Source organism: Clostridium sp. L2-50 (assembly GCF_000154245.1).
Lineage (GTDB): Bacteria > Bacillota > Clostridia > Lachnospirales > Lachnospiraceae > Coprococcus.
On record NZ_DS480316.1, the window covers coordinates 113,520 to 134,342 of the forward strand.

Sequence of the window (20,823 nt, forward strand, 5' to 3'; positions counted from 1 at the left end):
AACCTTGCTCTTATTCCGCATTCTTGCAATTTCCGCTTTTGCAGTATGTCCCGGAACTATTTGATCTGCTTTAAAATATTGAGGAGATATTCTTTTAACTGTATCCTGTCATTGATGAAAGCATCATCCAGTTCGATGTATCCGTCTTTATCGGTATGTTCGTATTTGAATATATGAGGCATTTTAAATTTGTTCTGTCGGATGAATACACTTGACTTTGTTGTGTACGCAGTTTCCGGGCGGGCTTTTTCTTTATAGGCGTTTTCTACATAACAGGCAACATCCTTGTGGATGGCAGTCTGTTCTAATGGCAGATAGAAATAATTCTTATAGTCCTTATAAAAATATTTCAGTGTATCATGGATAGCCGGAATATTGATCGTCACGATTTCATCTTTGCCTGAAATATGTATATCATTGCAGTTGGTATCAAATGGAATCGCAAGTTTTCTTGTCTGCATACAGATCATAAACTGTGTATCGGTGCAGGTGGTTTCCGATATCTCAAAGTCGCCATCAAAGAAAGAAGTAAGGGTAAGTGCACCTGATACATAAAACAAGCCATAGATATCATCCTTATTATGAGACAGAAGCATATCCAGTAGTTGCGTATCCTTTGTACTTAGGTAGTCATGATATGTATCGATCAGAAGGCCACCTGAGTGAAATTCGTCCCGTTCTATTCCCATAACAGATTCCAGGGCGGATTGTTTCATTGAATCCATCCGGAGCAGCTTTTTATATTTTCTTATTTTACGGTATACATCAATACTGATAATTGAATCGAAGGATATCTCTTGCCGGAACTGTCTGTATTTTTCCTTTATATATGGAAGATCGAAGGTGTCACCGTTATATGTAACAAGATATTTGTAGTCAGACAATATATTTTTAAATACAGCGAGTATCTTTGGTTCGGAACAGCCATCATCATTGAATAATAAAGTGATGCGAAGCTGTTCATTATTTAAAATCGTTCCATATCCGATCAGATAGAGATCTGATCGGGCAGCACTTAATCCGGTTGTCTCGATGTCGAAGAACAGATATTGATCCGACGTTTCTTTCATCCAGTTCAGGTTAACCGAAGAAAGCGGCATGGTATAGCTATATTGAATCATAGTGTTTAACCTCAAATGTAAAATATATCATGTAATTTAGATTGAAAATTAAATTAGTTTTATAGTAGTAATTTAAAATACATCCTTATATGTAAAAAATCAATCGAATAATTTCATGATATGCCTCTGCGGTCAAAAAATCAATCAGATATTTCCATAACGAGAAAACTGTGTTATACTTGGCATAGTAAAATTCGGAGACATATCATTATGATAGCATATATTGCAGGAGCACTTGTTAGTGCAGGAGAGAATTATATAGTAATCGATAACCACGGAATGGGGTATCGGATCTTCGTATCCGGTAAGTTCCTTGAGCGCATTCCGGCATATGGAACGCAGATTAAAGTATACACACATATGTATATAAGAGAAGATGAATTGACATTATATGGGTTTCATTCAGAAGAGGAATTATCTGTATTCCGTATTCTGATCGGAATCAGCGGGGTAGGCCCGAAGGTCGCTATGGCGATCCTTACAGCTCTTACGATCCAGGAGCTTCAGCTCGCGGTGATCTCAGAGGATGCAAAGACGATATCAAAAGCAAATGGTGTCGGCACCAAGGGTGCATCAAGGATCATACTGGAATTAAAAGATAAGTTAAAGATGGAAGATATGATGGATGCAGCCTATGAGCAGTCGATCGCACAGAATACACAGGATGTAAATGCAGCAAGGGATGCGATACTTGCACTTGTAAATCTTGGCTATTCGAATTCGGAAGCAGCACTTGCCGTAAAAAAGATCGGCGATATCGGACAGATGGACACAGAAGCTATATTAAAGGCAGCATTGAAGAAATTAATATAAAAACGGATACAGGTGGACATAGTGGGCAGAATTATTTCAACAGAAGCAGATATAGAAGAATTAAATAGCGAATACAGTCTGAGACCAAAGTATCTGGATGAATATATTGGACAGAATAAAGTAAAAGAGAATCTGAAGATTTTTATAGAGGCGGCAAAGAGAAGAAATGAACCCTTAGATCATTTGCTTTTATATGGTCCGCCGGGACTTGGTAAAACGACACTAGCATCTATTGTCGCAAATGAGATGGGTGTCAATATCAAGATCACATCCGGACCGGCAATCGAGAAGCCGGGTGAACTTGCGGCTATTTTAAATAATCTCTCAGAAAATGATATATTATTTATTGATGAGATTCACAGATTAAACAGTCAGGTAGAGGAAGTCTTATATCCTGCAATGGAAGATTTTGCGATCGATGTTGTGATCGGTAAAGGAGCAGGAGCAAGATCGATCCGTCTGGATCTTCCCAAATTCACATTGATCGGTGCAACGACAAGAGCCGGTATGCTTACAGCACCGCTTCGTGATCGTTTTGGAATGGTAGATCGATTGGAGTTCTATTCACCGGAGGAATTGAAGCAGATTGTAATTCGTTCCGGAGATGTGCTTGGTGTAGAAACAGATGATGCAGGAGCCCTTGAGATTGCAAAGCGTTCCAGAGGAACCCCAAGACTTGCCAACCGTCTGTTAAAGAGATGTCGGGATTTTGCTCAGGTGTGCCACAATGGCTGTATCGATTATGAGGTCGCAAAGACTGCACTCGATAAGCTTGAGGTTGATTCTATGGGGCTTGATAATACAGACCGGAATATCTTGATGACAATGATAGAAAAGTTTGGAGGCGGACCGGTAGGACTTGATACTCTGGCTGCAGCCATCGGCGAAGATTCCGGAACGATAGAAGATGTATATGAACCATATCTTATTAAAAACGGTTTTATTAACCGGACTCCAAGAGGTCGGGTTGTGACCGAGCGGTGTTATAAGCATTTCGGACTGGATGCATTTATCGAATAGAAAATATATTAGTAGAATAACGAAAAATAAATACCTGCATGATATGCACGGATATAACAAATATAAAAGAAATAAAATGAATATATAAAGGAGGAGAGTTATGTCACAGAAAAATGATATCCCGGTGGTTATTAACAATAAAGTGTATACATTGAGCGGATTTGAAAGTGAAGAATATCTCCAGAATGTAGCGTCTTATATCAATGGTAAGATTCAGGAGTGTCAGTCTTCCGAAAGTTATCGCCGTTTTAATGCGGAATATCAGAGCGTATTACTTGCACTTAATATCGCAGATGATTATTTCAAGGCAAAGCTTCAGGTGAATCAGATGCTGACGGAGGATGATGACAAGGACAAGCAGATCTATGATCTCAGACATGAAGTGATCGAAACACAGATTAAGTATGAATCTGCGCAAAAGATGATTGACGAATACAAAGAAAAAGTCAACGCTTTACAGAGAGAAATAATTAAGTTGGAAGCAGAAAATAATGTTAAATAGACCTGAGATTTTAGCTCCGGCAGGCTCGATGGAATCATTGAAAGCTGCAGTAAATGCAGGTGCAGATGCATGTTATGCCGGAGGCAATATGTTCAGTGCTCGTGCATTTGCGGGAAATTTTGATACAACAGAATTACTGGAAGCAATTGATTACTGCCATATTCATAATGTGAAGTTATATATGGCAGTTAATACTTTGCTTAAAAATAGTGAAATGAAAGATCTGATTCCTTACCTTGACCCTTTTTACAGGGAAGGTGTAGATGGGATTATTGTACAGGATGTTGGTGTTATAAGAAGTCTTTCAAAAGCATATCCTGATCTGCCTTTACATGGAAGTACGCAGATGAGTGTATGCAGTACTTACGGGGCAGAATTTCTTAAAAATCTGGGCATGACAAGATTTGTTCCTGCAAGGGAATTATCATTAAATGAAATAAAATCTATAAAAGAAGCAGTTGATATCGAGATAGAGACCTTTGTACATGGGGCGATGTGCTTTTGTTATTCCGGAAAATGCCTGATGAGCAGTTTTGCAGGCGGCAGAAGCGGCAATCGTGGACGTTGCGCACAACCTTGCAGAAAGGCTTATAACAGCAAACAATTTAATCATGAATATGCACTCAGCATGAAGGACATGTGTACACTTGCAAGCTTGCCACAGCTGATTGAGGCGGGTATTGACTCTTTTAAGATTGAAGGCAGAATGAAGAAACCGGAATATGTGGCTGCAACGGTTCATGCATATTCAGAGATTACAGATGAATGTATAAACGGACATTTGAATGAGAAGCGGATCGCATATCATACAGACAGGCTAATGGATATCTATAACCGGGGCGGTTTTTCGTCCGGTTATTATTATATGAAGAACGGAAAAGAAATGCTTGCGAACAAGCGCCCGAATCATACCGGAACTTTAATCGGTAAAGTAGAAGCGGTGGAAGCACCATTTGTCTATATTCGTCTGGAACGTGGAATTCAGGCAAAAGATGTCTTGGAGATCCGTACCGGTACAGAACAGAATATTGAACTGACATCCAATGTAACTGCACAGGCAGGACAGAAGATTCGACTGAATGCGAATAATCTCCGGCAGATTCGAAAAGATATGCATGTATACCGGACAAGAAACAATGCGCTGATCGAAGATATCGGTGTACGTTTTATACAGAAAGAAAAACAGACGGATATTTATGGAAAGGTAACAGCAAAAATCGGAGAGCCGATCACTTTGGAGCTGTTTTCAGGTGTGGACGATATCTCGGTAAAAGTTAAAGGAGAATGTATATCACAGGCTGCAAAACGTCCGGTTGAGGTGACGCAGATCATAGATAAGCTGTCAAAAACAGGCGGAACCGGTTTTAACTTTTATCTGGAATCAGAATGCGATGAGAATATCTTTATATCTCTTGGAAGTCTGAATGTATTAAGGCGGGAAGCTGTTCGCCGGTTGGAGCAGGCGCTGATCGGACGATATAGACGAAGGGTATCAGATGAGATGAAACCACTATATAACAGTCGGGAAGATATCAAGCGAAAAAATGAGATGAAAACCGATCTTAAAAGAGCTGCAGGTTGCTATGTGTCTGTAAAAACAATGGAACAATTTCAAATTGTTAATAATTATGAATTTGTACGTCATATCATTATCGATTATAATATAATACGTGAAGCAGAAGTCGGGAAGATGAACAGTGAGAAGAAAATTTATGTGGCGTTTCCTGATATCTTACGTGAAAACAAAAAGCATAACATGAAGGATCTTTATTTTCTGGCCGGAATGACAGATGGAATCTATGTAAAAAATATAGATGAACTGGGGCTTCTTAAAGAATACGGATATAAGGGAACTGTTCTGTTAGATTCTTTCCTGTATGCTTATAATGATGAAGCAATTCGCTTCTATAAGGATACATTTGATAATGTAATATTCGTGGGCTCGGTGGAACTGACTCATCATGAATTAGAAAGTCTTTGTACCGGTACGGTAGAACGGTTATACGGATATCAGCCGGTAATGATCACGGCACAGTGTTTTATCAATAATTATCTGGATGGCTGCGGTTATAACAGAAGCAAGCGCTTTTCGTTCCGGGATGAAAAGGGTAATCGCTTTTTCAGTGTAAATAATTGCAGAGATTGTTATTCAATTATCTATAACGGCGTACCGACAGATAATGTGAAGCAGTTGACAAATAACAGAAATACTGATATAACCAATGAATATTTGATTGATTTTACGATTGAATCCGTAGATCAGACGAAAAAGGTCATGGATCGATTGGAAAAGATTCAGACCGGTGAAACTGATATAGAATCGGATGAGTTAGATTATACAAGAGGACATTATATAAAGGGTATTGAATAATGGCAACAATAATTACTGAAATTTCAAAATACTTGATTATATTTTTTATGCTTTTATATACAGTTAAATGTTTTACGGTCTTGAAGCCTGTAAGAGAAGATAAAAAAAATCATGCACTTAATGTACAGATTTTCTATGTATTTATCATACATTTTCTGTGTTATCTGACCCTGTTTTTAAAATATAAAACAGTCAGTATTATTATTTTTTATCTGTTACAGATGATCGTATCCATTGTATATATGGTGTCTTATCACGGAATATATAAGAAATCATCCAGATTGATCACAAATAACATGTCATTTTTACTTCTGATCGGATATGTTATGCTGACTAGACTGGATTTTGATCTGGCAAAAAAGCAGTTTGCTTTTGCTACGATCACATTAGTTATTACTGCATTTATTCCGCTTATTATTGTCAAATGCAAGAATCTTAAGAACTGGGATATTTTTTATGCAGTATTAGGAATCGGTTTCCTAAGTACGGTCTTTATTCCGTTTCTTGGAGTATCCAAATATGGTTCTATGAACTGGATCCAGATAGGATCGATCTCTTTGCAGCCGATGGAATTTGTTAAAATAATATTTGTATTTTTCCTTGCAAGTGCGCTTAATAAAGCGAGGAGTTTTAAGGATTTGATAAAGGTCACGGTTGTATCCGGATTATTTATGCTGGTGCTTGTTGCAGAAAAGGATCTTGGTGGTGCGGCTATCTTTGTTATGATCTTTATCATGATGGTATATCTTGCAACACAGAAGACGATGATCCTGATTGGAGGACTTGGCGGCGCGGCGGTTCTTGCAACTGTAGGATATATGATATTTAAGAACAAATTCAGTCATGTGACAACCCGAATCAATGCATGGTTAGATCCATTTTCTTATATTAATGATGCAGGTTATCAGATTTGTCAGTCGTTATTCGCCATTGGATCGGGTGGAATGGAAGGGCGCGGTCTGGGAAAAGGTTTACCGACTGCGATACCGGTTGCATCCAGTGATTTTATTTTTTCAGCAATCTGTGAGGAGTTCGGCGTAATCTTTGCACTTTGTCTGATCCTTATGTATATCAGTTGTTTTATTTATTTTATTAATATCTCAATGAAGATAAGAAATACTTTTTATAAAAATGTAGCATTTGGATTTACAATATGTTTTATATTCCAGACATTTTTAAATATTGGCGGTGTAACGAAGTTTATTCCTTCTACCGGTGTAACACTTCCGCTTGTCAGTTATGGTGTAAGTTCGGTAGTGAGCACATTATTCCTGTTTGGTATTATTCAGGGAATCTGTGTACTTGAAAATAATGGAGTTGGTGGCAATGAAGAACAAACGATCTACAAACAAAGCAATCATGAAGAAGTATTCTCAGGGGAGTAGAGAAGAAATCGAAAAAAAGAAAAATGATAAAAAGAACGTTCCTGTACTTATAGTGACATATTTTGTTGTCTTTATCTTTATTGGAATGATGGCGCATCTGATCAAATATGTAATCGTGGATTCAGATTCTGATATCGCAAATTCCTACAATAAAAGACAGAACCTGTATGCGGAGACAGTTATCAAAGGACAGATTATTTCGGATGATGGTGTTGTTCTTGCGGAGACAAAGACAGATGACGATGGAAATGAAACAAGAGTTTATCCGTACAGCAATATGTTCGCCCATGCAGTCGGATATGACAGCAATGGTCAGGCAGGACTTGAGATGGCATCAAATTATTATCTGCTGACCTCGAATCAGAATATCCTATATCGTGTGTACCATGCATTATCAAATAAAAAGAACATGGGAAATAATGTTATAACTACATTAGATTATGATCTTCAGAGTACAGCTTATAATGCACTGGGAAGCAATGATGGCGCGATTGTTGCGATAGAGCCGTCTACCGGTAAGATCAAGGTGATGGTTTCCAAACCGGATTTTGACCCAAACCAGATTACATCTGTTATAGAAGAAACAGCAAATTCAGATAGTTCGTGCCTGTTAAATCGCGCAACACAGGGAATGTATCCACCGGGATCTACATTTAAGATACTTACAACCCTTGAATATATCAGGGAAAATCCAAATTACAAATCATATTCTTATGAATGTGAGGGTGAGGGAATCTTTAACAGTGTATCCATACATTGTTATAATCATAAAGTGCATGGAACGGTGGGTCTGGAACAGTCACTTGCATATTCCTGTAATACTTCATTTTCCAATATAGGTACAAAGCTTGATATGGATGCTTTAAACAAGCTATGTGAGGATTTCCTGTATAATAAAGAACTTCCGTATGACGGATATTATTATAAATCCAGCTATTCACTGACATCAAAGACAGATAAATCTCTGATTCCTCAGACTGTGATCGGGCAGGGAAAGACATTGATTACGCCGCTTCACAATGCGATGATCATGTGTGCGATCGCAAATGGCGGTGTTCTTATGAAGCCGTATATGATGGATCGAATTGAGAATTGTGACGGAAGCGTTGTAAAGAAATTCTCTAAGAGCTCTTATGGCAGGATCATTTCCGCAAAAGAGGCACAGACATTAACGGATCTTATGCGGTCTGTTACGGACTATGGAACAGCTTCTGATTATTTTTCAGGCGCAGATTATACGGTAGCCGGCAAAACGGGAACAGCGGAATTTAATGAAAATAAGGACTCCCATTCCTGGTTTATCGGGTTTTCAAATATTAACAATCCTGATCTGGTGGTCTGCGTTCTGGTGGAGAATGCGAGTAATACAGGAACTTCGGCGACGTCCATAGCCAGAAAGATATTTGATGCATATTATGATTAATCAGCTTGAAATAATGCAGTAATACTGATATACTTATAACCAATTAAGGGCTGGCAGATGTAAGTCGGTTCAGAGTTTTATTCGTAGTCGAATGTGAGTAGAACTTGAAGCATTTACAACACCGAAAAGACAGGAGGATTTGCTGTGATCGAAGCAACAAGCTGCGGAGGTGTGGTAATCTTCAGAGGAAAAGTATTATTACTGTACAAAAACTACAAAAACAAATATGAAGGATGGGTTCTCCCGAAGGGTACAGTTGAAAAAGGTGAAGAGCATAACCAGACTGCACTCAGAGAAGTAAAAGAGGAGACAGGTGTTAGCGCATCTATTATTAAGTATGTAGGAAAAAGCAATTATACATTTAATACTGCTTTTGATGTGGTAAACAAGGATGTACACTGGTATCTGATGATGGCGGACAGCTATTACAGCAAACCGCAGCGTGAAGAATATTTTGTGGATTCCGGTTACTACAAGTATCATGAAGCCTACCACCTTCTGAAGTTTCCGAACGAAAAGGATATTCTGGAACAGGCATATGCAGAGTATGTAGAACTGAAACGGAATAATCTTTGGGGAAGCAGAAAGTATTTTTAAGGTTTAAAATCTGACTGTTTATTTAGAAATAGTCAGATTTTTACTTTATAATAATAAATTACAGTTGTATAAAAATTACATAAGGAGGATCTCGATTCGAATGAAAGAATCAAAAGAAAAGGCAGACATGGATAAGAGACAGCCGGATCAGAATTCAGATTATGATGATTCGTTAAAAAATATGAAAAAAAAGAATGGATTATTTTTAAATATCATACTTGTGCTGTGTATTCTGGTCTTCCTTGGCTGCGGCGGTTATCTGGGTATCTATTTTTATACGAATTATAAAGCGGAGACAGCGTTTTCGGCTATTAAGGAAACGGTAGAAGATGGTGACTGCACAGATGATAAAGGAGAACCTGTCTATGTAACAGTACAGAAGAAGCAGGTTTATAAAAAATATGCTTCGGTATATGAGGAGAATCCTGATTTTATCGGTTGGCTCTATATCTATGGAACGAGGATCGATTATCCGGTTATGTATACGCCGAATGATGAGGAGTATTATATTCACAGAAACTTTAATGGAGAATACAGTGCGGCAGGTACTTTATTTGCAGCGGCAAACTGCAGCCCGACAGGTGAAGTATCTGATAATGTTATCCTGTATGGTCACAATATGAAAGCCGGAAGCATGTTTCACGATCTGTTAAAATATGAGGATGAAAATTTCTATAAGGAACATAAGACGATCATTTTTGATACTTTAGATGGACCGGGTACTTATACCGTGATTGCAGCCTTTTATACAAAGGCATATCCGGAAGATGATACAGAGCATTATAATATATATAGTTTTATTAATGCCGAATCGGGAACAGCATTTGATGATTATGTAAGCCGCGCAAAAGTAAATACACCATATACAATAGAAGAAACAGCTTCTTATGGTGATCACCTGCTGACATTATCAACCTGTGCATATCATACAGATAACGGACGGTTTGTAGTCGTTGCAAAGAAGATTGATAACAGCAGCCGATTACAGTAACAGGGACAGCGCACCGATAGGAATCGAAATTACATTTGCAGAGCAGCTTAAGTCTCATATAAATAAAAAGCCACCAAATCTGGTGGGCAAAAGGTGCAAACATATTGCATTTAGGGGGCAAAATGTTACATTTAATTGCATATGTGATACAATATGAAGCGCCTAGAAACAGCTTAAAACCAAGCTTTTTTCAATTATATTCATAGTTGGGAAAAATTTAGAAAGTGCCGGCAGCGGGACTTGAACCCGCACGATGTTGCCACCAACAGATTTTGAGTCTGCCTCGTCTGCCAATTCCGACATGCCGGCGTTTGTGAACCTTTGTAATAGTAACACATGGTAAAAACAGTGTCAATAATTATTTCCTGAAATGAGGTATGAAACAATGATGAAACGTAATATAAAACAACAGTTGAACGCGAAGCTTACGGAAATGAATATGAATCTTGCCAATAACTATAAAGATCTGGCTCATGATGCTTTAAATGAACTGGATCGGATGGTAGAGGATTTTAAAGCATCTGGTGATCTGAAAGAAAAAGATTATCAGAAGATGCGCCGGATGGTAGACGATTATAAGAGAAAGTTGGCTGATTACCATCATTAAGATGGTGTCAGCTCATTTTCATAATCTCTTTTTTCAATTTCTTTATTATCTTTTTCTCTAATCTTGAGATATAGGACTGGCTGATCCCTAAAAGATCGGCCACCTCTTTCTGGGTGCGTTCTATCCCATTGATAGTATTAATACCATAGCGCAGTTCTATAATAGTCCGTTCCCTTTCCGACAGATGTGAGACGGCGGTCTCCAATAAAGAATGATCCATCTCGGTTTCCATATTTCGATAGACGGTATCCTCATCCGTGCCGAGAATATCGGATAACAGTAATTCGTTGCCATCCCAGTCAACATTTAGCGGTTCGTCGATGGATATCTCCATACGAAGCTTGCTGTTTCTGCGCAGATACATAAGGATTTCATTTTCGATACATCTGGAGGCGTATGTTGCCAGTTTAATATTTTTATCACATTTAAAGGTATTGATAGCTTTGATCAGACCAATCGTACCGATCGAGATCAGATCTTCCACACCGATTCCGGTGTTGTCAAATTTCTTTGCAATATAAACTACAAGACGGAGATTTCGTTCAATCAGTATTTTTTTGATTTCTTGATCGTCGCCGTTTCCAAGACCTGCAACCATTGCACTTTCTTCATAAGGTTCAAGAGGAGCCGGTAGTACATCACAGCCGCCTATGTAATGGACATCCTTTCGGGATACAGGTAATAAAGTCATAATATTTGAAACTACTGAAAATTTAAAATCGTTATTTGCTAATGTATTTATCATTTTTTCTTACCTTTCTCAAATATGCTGAATTTAATAATATGCATTTGGACATATGACTGATTTGTAAGGTATGCCTGCTAAGCCCGATCAATGGTCGGTTTCGAATCAGCCGATTGTTAATAAAGAAGAAATCACAGTCGAAAGCAAGCATTAGGTCCGATTCAGAACTGATTGTCCGGTATGGAACCAGATGGATGCCTTCCGGCATTGATAAAGCTGATTTTCGATCGAAAGACTGGGTGCCGTTTGTGTAGTCATATACAATGTAATGGTATTGTCTGGGCAAAAGATCATACATGATCTCAGGGGATGCAATGACGACGTGTTTTCCTGTTGAAATGTCTTTTAAGGTATTTCCGGTATCCATAAAGCCATTTGCCTGTATTGTCTGATGTTTTCTGCCTATAAATAAATTAAAAAAATAGTTCATATGATTTACTTTCTTTTATTTTGCAAATGCAATTATATATACATACAGGGAAATATTTCGTCGTATTAGGGAATTTGAAAACAAGGAATCCCGACTGTATATGACAAATGTGGATAAATATAGGATGAAATACCTGTTTTTTAGACTGAAAATCTTATTTTTGTGTATAAATCTGTTGATAATGTGGAAAAGTTCTAACTTTATTTATATTTTTCGATGTTTTCAAACAATTAACAACATTTTACAAAATGATTTGAATATTCTAAATTGCTGTAAAAAAACATATGATTAACAGATAAAGATTATACCTGAAAACAGGGTGGAAGTTGAAAATGGAAAATAATATTGATACGCAATTGGAGCTTGCGATATCGACAAGAAATACATACAACGAGAGCGAGGCAGAGCTGTATATCGGATACAGTTCCGAGAAGAGTACATGGCAGCTTTTGATTCGATATAATGATGATATATCTGATCTGGTGGAACGGTATCGGATGCAGATATATTATCTGTTGGCAGGCTATGCAATTATTGAGATTTCAGAAGCGTATTTGAATGCATTTGCAGCAGATCCCAGAATTATCTATATAGATAAACCGAAAAGTGTGGAACAGCAGGTGTCTTATGCTCAGTATGCATCCTGTCTGTCCGGAACTTTCATCAATAATTACGGCCTGGATGGTGACGGAACAATCTTTGCGATTATTGATTCGGGAATTGATTATAGACATAATGAATTTGTCAGGGATGGAAAAAGCAGAATTTTATCTTTTTGGGATCAGCAGGCGGTATATCAGGATACATATGCAAATACTTATAAGCTGGGACGTATTTATACAAATGAAGAATTGAATTCAATACTGGATGGAAGTTATGCAGGAATTCTTCCATCTGAGGATCGTTCCGGGCACGGAACACAGGTTGCGGCTATTGCGGCCGGTACGAATATTGGCGTTGCTCCTCAGACAGAGCTTTTGGTTGTAAAGATCGGAAGCGATACCGCATCTAAGCTCCCAACTACACTTGGTCTTATCCTTGGAATTGACTATGCAATCCGGACGGGAATCGAAATGAATCGACCGATATCGATAAATCTCAGTTATGGAAATAATTACGGCTCCCATAAAGGTGATTCGCTGCTTGAAAATTATATCAACGATGTGTCCAGATTTGCTATCTGCTCAATATCGACGGGAACAGGAAATGATGCGATCAACCGAAGGCATCAGCGTGTAATTCTCGGAAATACTTCATATCGTATGATTGATCTGCTTGTAAGCGACTATGTAGCTTCATTTAATCTTCAGTTATGGAAAAATTATAATGACCGCTTTGATATTGTGATCATTGCGCCAAACGGAGACATCATACTGACCTTAAGTGAGTCGCAAAACATCGGAACAGGATCCTATCGAAACACTTTTGTAAAAGGAATCTATGGAACGCCAAATCCGTATAACCGTAATCAGGAAATATTTGTATCATTTCAAGGACAGAAAAATTATATAGATAAAGGGCAGTGGAAGGTCTTGATTCACCCGAAGCAAATTGTTAGTGGGGTGATAGATGCCTATCTGCCGATTCGGGCAAGTCTTACAGGAAATGTGGAATTCCTGAATCCAACAGAATTTGGGACACTTACGATTCCCGCTACTGCCGAAGGGTTGATTACGGTAGCGGCTTATGATCAGAATGTGGATGATTTTGCATATTTTTCAGGAAGAGGTTATACGGCAAATGACAGGATCAAACCGGATCTTGCTGCACCCGGTGTGGATATTTACACTGCATATCCGGGAAATGATTATTCCTTTGCATCGGGAACATCTATGGCTGTTCCGTTTGTATCCGGATCTGCATGCTTGCTGATGCAGTGGGGAATTGTAAACGGAAACGATCCGTTTCTGTATGGAGAAAAGCTGAAGGCTTCGTTGATCCGCGGAGCAAAAAGGATAAAATCAGCGAGAGAGTATCCAAACATATATATCGGTTGGGGAACTTTATGTGTAGAAAATTCTATCCGTTAGAAATGTGAGCCGTAAGGAACACATAAAAAGAGCCAGTCACTAGAAAAGCTAGTGATTGGCTCCGCTTAATACATGATCTTTAATTGCTTTAAAGCTTTCTTTGCTGATCACATGCTCGATCTTGCAGGCATCAGCAGATGCAATATCGGGATCAACACCAAGTTGTATAAGCCAGGCAGAGAGAAGCTCATGTCGTTCATATATCATCTCAGCAATTTCTTTTCCTGAATCGGTGAGTGAAATAAAACCTGCATCACTCATCGTTATGTAGTTGTTCTCACGAAGATTTTTCATAGCAACACTGATGCTTGATTTCTTATAACCAAGTTCGTTTGAGATATCAACCGAACGGACAACAGGCAGCTTCTTGCTTAATACCAATATTGTTTCCAGATAGTTTTCAACTGATTCATTCGTTGTTAACATAGCTTTACCCCATTAAAAATTTATTTACAAAAAATTATATCACAAACCGGAATAAGGTTCAAATGAAAGAAAGATAAAACTAATGGCATCCGTGACAATTGTTACAGTTTCCTCCGCACTGAACAGATTTTCCGGATTTTTTATCTTTTACCATTGAACGGATCGCAAGTACGCACACAAGTATAATAATAGCAGCAACAATAATAGTACCTATATATTTCTCCATAATAATCCAACCTTTCAATTTTATAATCGTAATTAGTTTAAACTAACCATATGAAAATGTCAAGCATAATAAATAAATTTGCATTTTAAGAATATAGCTTTGTTATATACGACTAAGATACGTTACAAGCTTCTAAATGATGTTATATTTTTCTAAAAAATGTTATTGACTTCTAATGAGGGTTAGTATATACTAACGATGAAATTTGAAACAGCATATTGCTTAATGATAAATTTATACGATTATGAAAGAAGATGGAATATGATGCCTTTAACTTTTATGAATATTGGAGAAACAAAGACCATTACCAAAGTTGGTGGAAAAAATGAAACAAGACAGTTTCTTGAGAAGCTTGGTTTTGTCGTGGGTGGAGAAGTAACAGTTGTTTCAGAGATAAACGGTAACATGATTGTAAATGTAAAAGAATCCAGAGTTGCCATCGGAAAAGATATGGCAGCCAAAATTATGGTATAAGGATACCGAAAAAACAGAAATATAAGTATTTGCACATTGGTAGCTGCCGGTGCAATTGTTTATATACACAAATGTATAAGAAGAAAAGCCGTCACAGAATCCGGTCTGAATATGTGAAGACGTTCTTATATGTATAAAGAAAAAGAAGGAGCAAAATGGTATGAAGACATTAAGAGAGGTTGCCGTCGGACAGACAGTTAAGGTAACAAAACTTGTTGGCGAAGGACCTGTAAAGAGACGTATCATGGATATGGGAATCACGAAAGGTGTAGAAATCTATGTCAGAAAAGTTGCACCGCTTGGTGATCCGGTTGAAGTAACAGTACGCGGTTATGAGCTTTCTTTAAGAAAGGCAGATGCCGAAATGATCGTTGTTGAATAAATGTGTGGATCGTACCGATCCTACAGACAACGAAGCAGATGATTTACTTATTTGATGAATCATAGAAAATGACAGACAAAAAGGAAGGAGCATAAAAATGTCAGTTAAAATAGCGTTGGCAGGTAATCCAAACAGTGGAAAGACAACATTATTTAACGCACTTACAGGTTCAAACCAGTATGTAGGTAACTGGCCTGGTGTAACAGTAGAGAAAAAAGAAGGAAAATTAAAGGGTCACAAAGATATTATCATCACTGACCTTCCCGGTATTTATTCACTTTCTCCATATACATTAGAGGAAGTTGTTGCCAGAAATTATCTGATCAAGGAATATCCGGATGCGATCATCAATATTATTGATGGTACGAACATCGAAAGAAATCTGTACTTATCAACACAGTTGATCGAGCTGGGAATCCCGGTTATCATGGCAGTTAACATGATGGATCTTGTAAAGAAGAATGGTGACAAGATTGATATCAAGAACCTGAGCAATGCACTTGGATGCGAGGTTGTAGAGATCTCTGCATTAAAGGGTACTGGAATTGATGAAGTAAAAGAAAAAGCAGTTGCGGCAGCACAGAAGAAAGTACAGAATAAGCGTGTACATAGCTTTGATCAGGCTGTTGAAGATGCAATCGACAGCGTAAGTGCAAAGCTTACAGTTGAAGAAAGAAAGAAGAGATTCTTTGCGATCAAGCTTCTTGAAAAAGATACAAAGATTGCAGGGCAGATGGACAGTGTTCCGGATTGTAAAGATGAAATCAAAGCACTGGAAGACAAATTTGATGATGATACAGAGAGTATTATCACCAGTGAGAGATATGCATATATCTCATCTATCATCGGAAAATGTGTGAAGAAGAATACAAAGGGTGAAAAGCTTACAACCTCAGATAAGATTGATAAGATCGTTACAAACCGTATCCTTGCACTTCCGATTTTCATCATTGTAATGTGGCTGGTTTATTATATTGCGATGTCAACAGTCGGTGCATGGTGCACAGACTGGACAAATGATAATCTGTTTGGTGACGGTTTCCATTTATTCGGTATCGGAAGCAAAGATTATGAAGAGGCATCCGGTGATTACGATGCAGCTACAAATGCACTTGACGCATACGGCGTACTTGTAACAGATGATGAAGACGCTATAGATGTTGATGCAACAAAGGCAGCTATCGAAGCAAATACAAATACAGAAGCAAGTGTTAAGTATCAGATGGAAGATGAAGAAACTCTTGATACTTACGATATCGATGTATATTATTCAGAAGTACCTGCTGGTGCAAAAGAAGATAAGACAAATGCTATGTCTTATTTAGATGCAGTAGAATACTTCAACAAGACAGAAATGGCAGAGATCGATCCTGCTGATTATGGTGTGTTCGTTCCGTCTATTCCTGATCTTGCGGAAAGAGGTCTTGATAAGATCGGATGTGCAGACTGGTTAAAGGGACTGATCCTTGACGGTATAATCGCCGGTGTTGGTGCTGTACTTGGTTTCGTACCTCAGATGCTCGTATTGTTCATCTTACTTGCAATCCTTGAGTACTGTGGCTATATGGCACGTATCGCATTCATCATGGACCGTATCTTTAGAAAATTCGGTCTTTCGGGAAAGTCATTCATTCCTATTCTTGTAGGTGTAGGTTGTGGTGTTCCTGGTATCATGGCATCTCGTACAATTGAAAATGAAAAAGACCGTCGTATGACAGTTATGACAACAACATTTATTCCTTGTGGTGCTAAGGTTCCGTTTATTGCAATGATCGCAGGTGCGATCTTCGGTGGATCTTCACTGGTTGCTACAAGTGCTTACTTTATCGGTATTGCAGCAATTATCTGCTCCGGTATTATCTTAAAGAAGACAAAGATGTTCGCAGGAGATCCTGCTCCATTCGTTATGGAGTTACCTCCTTACCATATCCCGACAATCGGTTCTGTATTAAGAAGTATGTGGGAGCGTGGCTGGTCATTCATTAAGAAGGCCGGTACCATCATCCTCCTCTCAACAATCTTTGTATGGTTCACAACATACTTCGGTATTCTGGATGGTAAATTCCAGATGCTTTCAGAAGATCAGATCGACCACAGTATCTTAGCTAAGATCGGTGGAGCAATCTGCTGGATCTTCAAGCCACAGGGATGGGGCGACTGGCAGGCAACTGTTGCATCTATTACAGGCCTTGTTGCTAAGGAAAACATCGTTGGTACTATGGGTATCCTTTATGGTGGTGGGGAAGGCACTGTATACAGCGAGCTTGCAAAAGCATTCACAACAGCAAGTGGTTTCTCATTCCTCGTATTCAACTTACTCTGTGCTCCATGTTTCGCAGCAATGGGTGCTATTAAGAGAGAGATGAACAGTGCAAAATGGTTCTGGTTTGCAATCGGATATCAGTGTGGTTTCGCATACCTTGTATCCCTTGTTATTTACAGAATTGCAGGACTCTTCACAGGTGCATGCTCATTCGGTATCGGCACTGTTGTAGCAATCCTGATCATCGTTGCTTTCTTCTTCCTGTTATTCCGTCCGGATCCAAACAAGAAGGTCAAGACAAGCAAAGAATTCTTAAATGCATAATTATAAAGGCTAACATATAATACACATACAATACGATGCGCGCTTCCCTTTGTGGCAGCGCGCATTTTGTGTATCGGTTATTATACAGAAATCAGATTTATATAAATTCCTGTCTGTCGGCTGGCGTTCATAGAATTGACAGACAAGATGACAAATGTAGATATTTATTAAAACTCCGTGAAATGAGTTGACAAATAAATATATGATAGAGGAAAATGAATGTATACTATAATACAAGAACACTTACTTGTCAGAAATGTTTTTTGAAAGTACAGATGTAAGATGATTGAGATGTCTGTATAATTAACGAATGACGAATTGGAGGTTTTTACTATGGCAGTTATACATTTAAATGAAAAAGAATATGAAGATCAGGTTTTAAAGGCAAAGGGACTTACGCTGGTTGATTTCTGGGCCACCTGGTGCGGACCATGCAGAATGGTTGCACCGATCGTTGAAGAATTGGCTGACGAATTTCCGGAGGTAAAGGTATGCAAGGTAGATGTAGATGAGAATCAGGAACTTGCACTTGCAAACAAGGTTGTATCAATTCCAACATTTTTATTATATAAAGATGGAGAAGTTATAAAGAAAATCGTGGGAGCAGTTCCAAAATCCGAGCTGATTCAGGCAATCCGCCAGTTTCAGTAGATAAGAATGCAGTCCAAAACGCTTGCAAAAGAAAGCATATTATTATAAGATGAAAGACAGCGACCAGATAAATGGGTACATGAATTGACTAATTTACTAAACGGAGGTTTACAAATGAAAATGTTATCATTATCAGAGGAACTTAAGGGTAATTCTTATCCCGGCAGAGGAATCGTGATCGGACGTTCGGAAGACGGAACAAAGGCAGTTACCGCATACTTTATCATGGGTAGAAGTGTGAATTCCAGAAATCGTGTATTTGTTACAGAGGGCGAAGGAATCCGTACAGAAGCATTTGATCCATCCAAGCTTGAGGATCCAAGCCTTATCATTTACGCACCGGTTCGGGTTCTTGGCAATCGGACGATCGTAACAAATGGTGATCAGACCGATACGATCTATGATGGAATGGATAAAGAGCTTACATTTGAACAGTCACTCAGATGCCGCGAGTTTGAACCGGACGGTCCAAACTATACACCGAGAATTTCCGGAGTTATGCATATCGAAGGCGGACAGTATGACTATGCAATGTCTATCTTAAAGAGCAATAACGGAGATCCGTCGGCATGCAACCGATATACATTTTCATATGAGAATCCCGCAAACGGAGAAGGACATTTTATTCATACATATATGCATGATGACAATCCACTTCCAAGCTTTGAGGGAGAACCGAAGTTAGTTGGTATATCAGGTGATATCGATACATTTGCAAATATGGTATGGGAAAGCCTGAATGAAGACAATAAGGTATCCCTGTTTGTCAGATATATCGATATCGCAACAGGAAAGTATGAGACAAGAATCATCAATAAGAACAAGTAATTATCACGAATCGGGAGGAAATACAGAATGAACGAAATTCAATTAAAATACGGATGCAATCCAAATCAGAAGCCATCAAGAATCTATATGGAGGATGGAAGTGATCTTCCGGTTACCGTATTAAATGGTAAGCCGGGCTACATAAATTTTCTGGATGCATTTAATGGCTGGCAGCTTGTTAAAGAATTAAAGGCAGCAACCGGACTTCCGGCAGCTACATCCTTCAAGCATGTATCACCGGCAGGTGCAGCGGTAGGACTTCCTCTTACAGATACACTTGCAAAAATCTACTGGGTAGATGATCTTGGTGAACTGTCACCGCTTGCATGTGCGTATGCAAGAGCCAGAGGTGCAGATCGTATGTCATCCTTTGGTGATTTCATTGCATTGTCAGATGTCTGTGATGCAGATACAGCCCGTCTCATTAAGCGTGAGGTATCCGATGGTGTGATCGCTCCCGGATATACAGACGAAGCTATGGAGCTTCTGATGCAGAAGAAGAAAGGTAATTATAATATTATCCGGATTGATGAGAACTATGTTCCTGCTGAGATCGAACGCAAACAGGTATTCGGAATTACATTTGAACAAGGAAGAAATGAACTGAATATTGATAAGGATCTTTTATCCAATATTGTAACAGAGAATAAAAATATACCGGAAGAAGCTCTTATCGATATGAAGATCGCACTGATCACATTAAAATACACACAATCTAATTCCGTGTGCTATGTAAAGGGCGGGCAGGCAATCGGTATCGGAGCCGGTCAGCAGTCCAGAATCCACTGTACAAGACTTGCCGGTCAGAAGGCAGATAACTGGTGGCTGCGTCAGTCTCCACAGGTTATGGGACTTCAGTTTGTTGATGGACTTGGACGTGCAGACAGAGATAATGCGATCGATGTATATATGGGTGATGAATATGAGGATGTTCTCCGTGATGGCGAATGGCAGAAGCGTTTCAAGGTAAAGCCGGAAGTATTCACAGCAGAAGAAAAGAAAGCATGGCTTGCCGGAAATCAGAATGTTACACTTGGTTCTGATGCATTCTTCCCATTCTCAGATAACATTGAACGTGCGAAGAAGAGTGGTGTTGCGTACATTGCTCAGCCGGGTGGATCTGTCAGAGATGATCTTGTGATCGAAGCATGTGATAAATATGGAATGGTAATGGTATTTACAGGTATCCGTTTATTCCATCACTAATCAGGAGC

21 protein-coding genes and 1 tRNA gene are annotated in these 20,823 nt (G+C 38.7%); 16 read left to right on the forward strand and 6 right to left on the reverse strand.

The window, feature by feature from the left end; all coding sequences use genetic code 11:
* Positions 1-56 precede the first annotated feature (56 nt).
* On the reverse strand, positions 57-1,121 hold the full coding sequence (locus CLOL250_RS03685) for a ribonuclease H-like domain-containing protein (protein WP_008400774.1): 1,065 nt from the start codon (positions 1,119-1,121) through the stop codon (positions 57-59).
* Between the two features lie 210 nt (positions 1,122-1,331).
* Between CLOL250_RS03685 and ruvA the strand changes: the two genes are divergently transcribed.
* From ruvA to CLOL250_RS03725, 8 genes are all read left to right on the forward strand, one after another.
* A complete protein-coding gene (gene ruvA, locus CLOL250_RS03690; RefSeq protein WP_008400775.1) occupies positions 1,332-1,934 on the forward strand; it encodes a Holliday junction branch migration protein RuvA in 603 nt (200 codons plus the stop codon).
* Between the two features lie 12 nt (positions 1,935-1,946).
* Positions 1,947-2,954, forward strand: a complete 1,008-nt coding sequence (ruvB, locus tag CLOL250_RS03695) for a Holliday junction branch migration DNA helicase RuvB (protein ID WP_008400776.1) — start codon at positions 1,947-1,949, stop codon at positions 2,952-2,954.
* 100 nt (positions 2,955-3,054) lie between these two features.
* Entirely contained in the window at positions 3,055-3,456 is a 402-nt protein-coding gene (locus tag CLOL250_RS03700) for a cell division protein ZapA (protein ID WP_008400777.1), read from the forward strand.
* Positions 3,446-5,827, forward strand: coding sequence for a U32 family peptidase (locus CLOL250_RS03705; RefSeq protein ID WP_008400778.1), 2,382 nt, complete (start codon positions 3,446-3,448; stop codon positions 5,825-5,827). The genes CLOL250_RS03700 and CLOL250_RS03705 overlap by 11 nt, the downstream gene beginning before the upstream one ends.
* Positions 5,828-5,874: 47 nt before the next feature.
* A complete protein-coding gene (locus CLOL250_RS03710; RefSeq protein WP_274922233.1) occupies positions 5,875-7,212 on the forward strand; it encodes an FtsW/RodA/SpoVE family cell cycle protein in 1,338 nt (445 codons plus the stop codon).
* Positions 7,154-8,635 carry a peptidoglycan D,D-transpeptidase FtsI family protein gene (locus CLOL250_RS03715; RefSeq protein ID WP_274922234.1) on the forward strand — a complete coding sequence of 494 codons (1,482 nt, stop codon included), beginning with the start codon at positions 7,154-7,156 and terminating at the stop codon, positions 8,633-8,635. The genes CLOL250_RS03710 and CLOL250_RS03715 overlap by 59 nt, the downstream gene beginning before the upstream one ends.
* A 144-nt stretch (positions 8,636-8,779) precedes the next feature.
* On the forward strand, positions 8,780-9,232 hold the full coding sequence (locus CLOL250_RS03720) for an NUDIX hydrolase (RefSeq protein WP_008400781.1): 453 nt from the start codon (positions 8,780-8,782) through the stop codon (positions 9,230-9,232).
* 100 nt (positions 9,233-9,332) lie between these two features.
* Positions 9,333-10,223, forward strand: coding sequence for a class B sortase (locus CLOL250_RS03725; protein ID WP_008400782.1), 891 nt, complete (start codon positions 9,333-9,335; stop codon positions 10,221-10,223).
* A gap of 225 nt (positions 10,224-10,448) precedes the next feature.
* Here CLOL250_RS03725 and CLOL250_RS03730 read toward each other — a convergent pair.
* A tRNA-Leu gene (locus CLOL250_RS03730) sits at positions 10,449-10,532 on the reverse strand.
* A 76-nt stretch (positions 10,533-10,608) separates the two neighbouring features.
* On the opposite strand from CLOL250_RS03730, the gene CLOL250_RS03735 reads away from it, so the two are divergent.
* The gene (locus CLOL250_RS03735; protein WP_147554280.1) at positions 10,609-10,830 is read left to right on the forward strand and encodes a hypothetical protein; all 222 of its coding nucleotides are present in this window, start codon (positions 10,609-10,611) and stop codon (positions 10,828-10,830) included.
* Between the two features lie 7 nt (positions 10,831-10,837).
* Here CLOL250_RS03735 and sigE read toward each other — a convergent pair whose 3' ends face one another.
* Entirely contained in the window at positions 10,838-11,575 is a 738-nt protein-coding gene (gene sigE, locus CLOL250_RS03740; protein WP_008400784.1) for an RNA polymerase sporulation sigma factor SigE, read from the reverse strand.
* A complete protein-coding gene (locus CLOL250_RS03745; RefSeq protein ID WP_008400785.1) occupies positions 11,553-12,005 on the reverse strand; it encodes a sigma-E processing peptidase SpoIIGA in 453 nt (150 codons plus the stop codon). Before CLOL250_RS03745 ends, sigE begins: the two co-directional genes overlap by 23 nt.
* Positions 12,006-12,337: 332 nt before the next feature.
* On the opposite strand from CLOL250_RS03745, the gene CLOL250_RS03750 reads away from it, so the two are divergent.
* Positions 12,338-14,035: a S8 family peptidase gene (locus CLOL250_RS03750; RefSeq protein WP_008400786.1), complete on the forward strand. Its 1,698-nt coding sequence runs from the start codon at positions 12,338-12,340 to the stop codon at positions 14,033-14,035.
* 48 nt (positions 14,036-14,083) lie between these two features.
* Here CLOL250_RS03750 and CLOL250_RS03755 read toward each other — a convergent pair whose 3' ends face one another.
* Both CLOL250_RS03755 and CLOL250_RS13635 read right to left on the reverse strand, forming a co-directional pair.
* Positions 14,084-14,461, reverse strand: coding sequence for a metal-dependent transcriptional regulator (locus CLOL250_RS03755; RefSeq protein ID WP_008400787.1), 378 nt, complete (start codon positions 14,459-14,461; stop codon positions 14,084-14,086).
* 79 nt (positions 14,462-14,540) lie between these two features.
* The gene (locus tag CLOL250_RS13635) at positions 14,541-14,687 is read right to left on the reverse strand and encodes a FeoB-associated Cys-rich membrane protein (RefSeq protein ID WP_008400788.1); all 147 of its coding nucleotides are present in this window, start codon (positions 14,685-14,687) and stop codon (positions 14,541-14,543) included.
* A gap of 261 nt (positions 14,688-14,948) precedes the next feature.
* On the opposite strand from CLOL250_RS13635, the gene CLOL250_RS03760 reads away from it, so the two are divergent.
* The 6 genes from CLOL250_RS03760 to CLOL250_RS03785 all read left to right on the forward strand — a co-directional run bounded on the left by CLOL250_RS03760 (position 14,949) and on the right by CLOL250_RS03785 (position 20,815).
* Positions 14,949-15,161: a FeoA family protein gene (locus CLOL250_RS03760; protein WP_044945044.1), complete on the forward strand. Its 213-nt coding sequence runs from the start codon at positions 14,949-14,951 to the stop codon at positions 15,159-15,161.
* Positions 15,162-15,321: 160 nt separating this feature from the next.
* Complete coding sequence (locus tag CLOL250_RS03765; RefSeq protein WP_008400791.1) at positions 15,322-15,543, forward strand: FeoA family protein; 222 nt, start codon at positions 15,322-15,324, stop codon at positions 15,541-15,543.
* A gap of 97 nt (positions 15,544-15,640) precedes the next feature.
* Positions 15,641-18,130 carry a ferrous iron transporter B gene (gene feoB / locus CLOL250_RS03770; RefSeq protein WP_008400792.1) on the forward strand — a complete coding sequence of 830 codons (2,490 nt, stop codon included), beginning with the start codon at positions 15,641-15,643 and terminating at the stop codon, positions 18,128-18,130.
* Between the two features lie 333 nt (positions 18,131-18,463).
* A complete protein-coding gene (gene trxA, locus CLOL250_RS03775) occupies positions 18,464-18,781 on the forward strand; it encodes a thioredoxin (protein ID WP_008400794.1) in 318 nt (105 codons plus the stop codon).
* Positions 18,782-18,895: 114 nt separating this feature from the next.
* Complete coding sequence (locus CLOL250_RS03780; RefSeq protein WP_008400795.1) at positions 18,896-19,609, forward strand: IMP cyclohydrolase; 714 nt, start codon at positions 18,896-18,898, stop codon at positions 19,607-19,609.
* A 27-nt stretch (positions 19,610-19,636) separates the two neighbouring features.
* Positions 19,637-20,815 carry a phosphoribosylaminoimidazolecarboxamide formyltransferase gene (locus CLOL250_RS03785; protein WP_008400796.1) on the forward strand — a complete coding sequence of 393 codons (1,179 nt, stop codon included), beginning with the start codon at positions 19,637-19,639 and terminating at the stop codon, positions 20,813-20,815.
* The last annotated feature ends 8 nt before the right edge of the window (positions 20,816-20,823 follow it).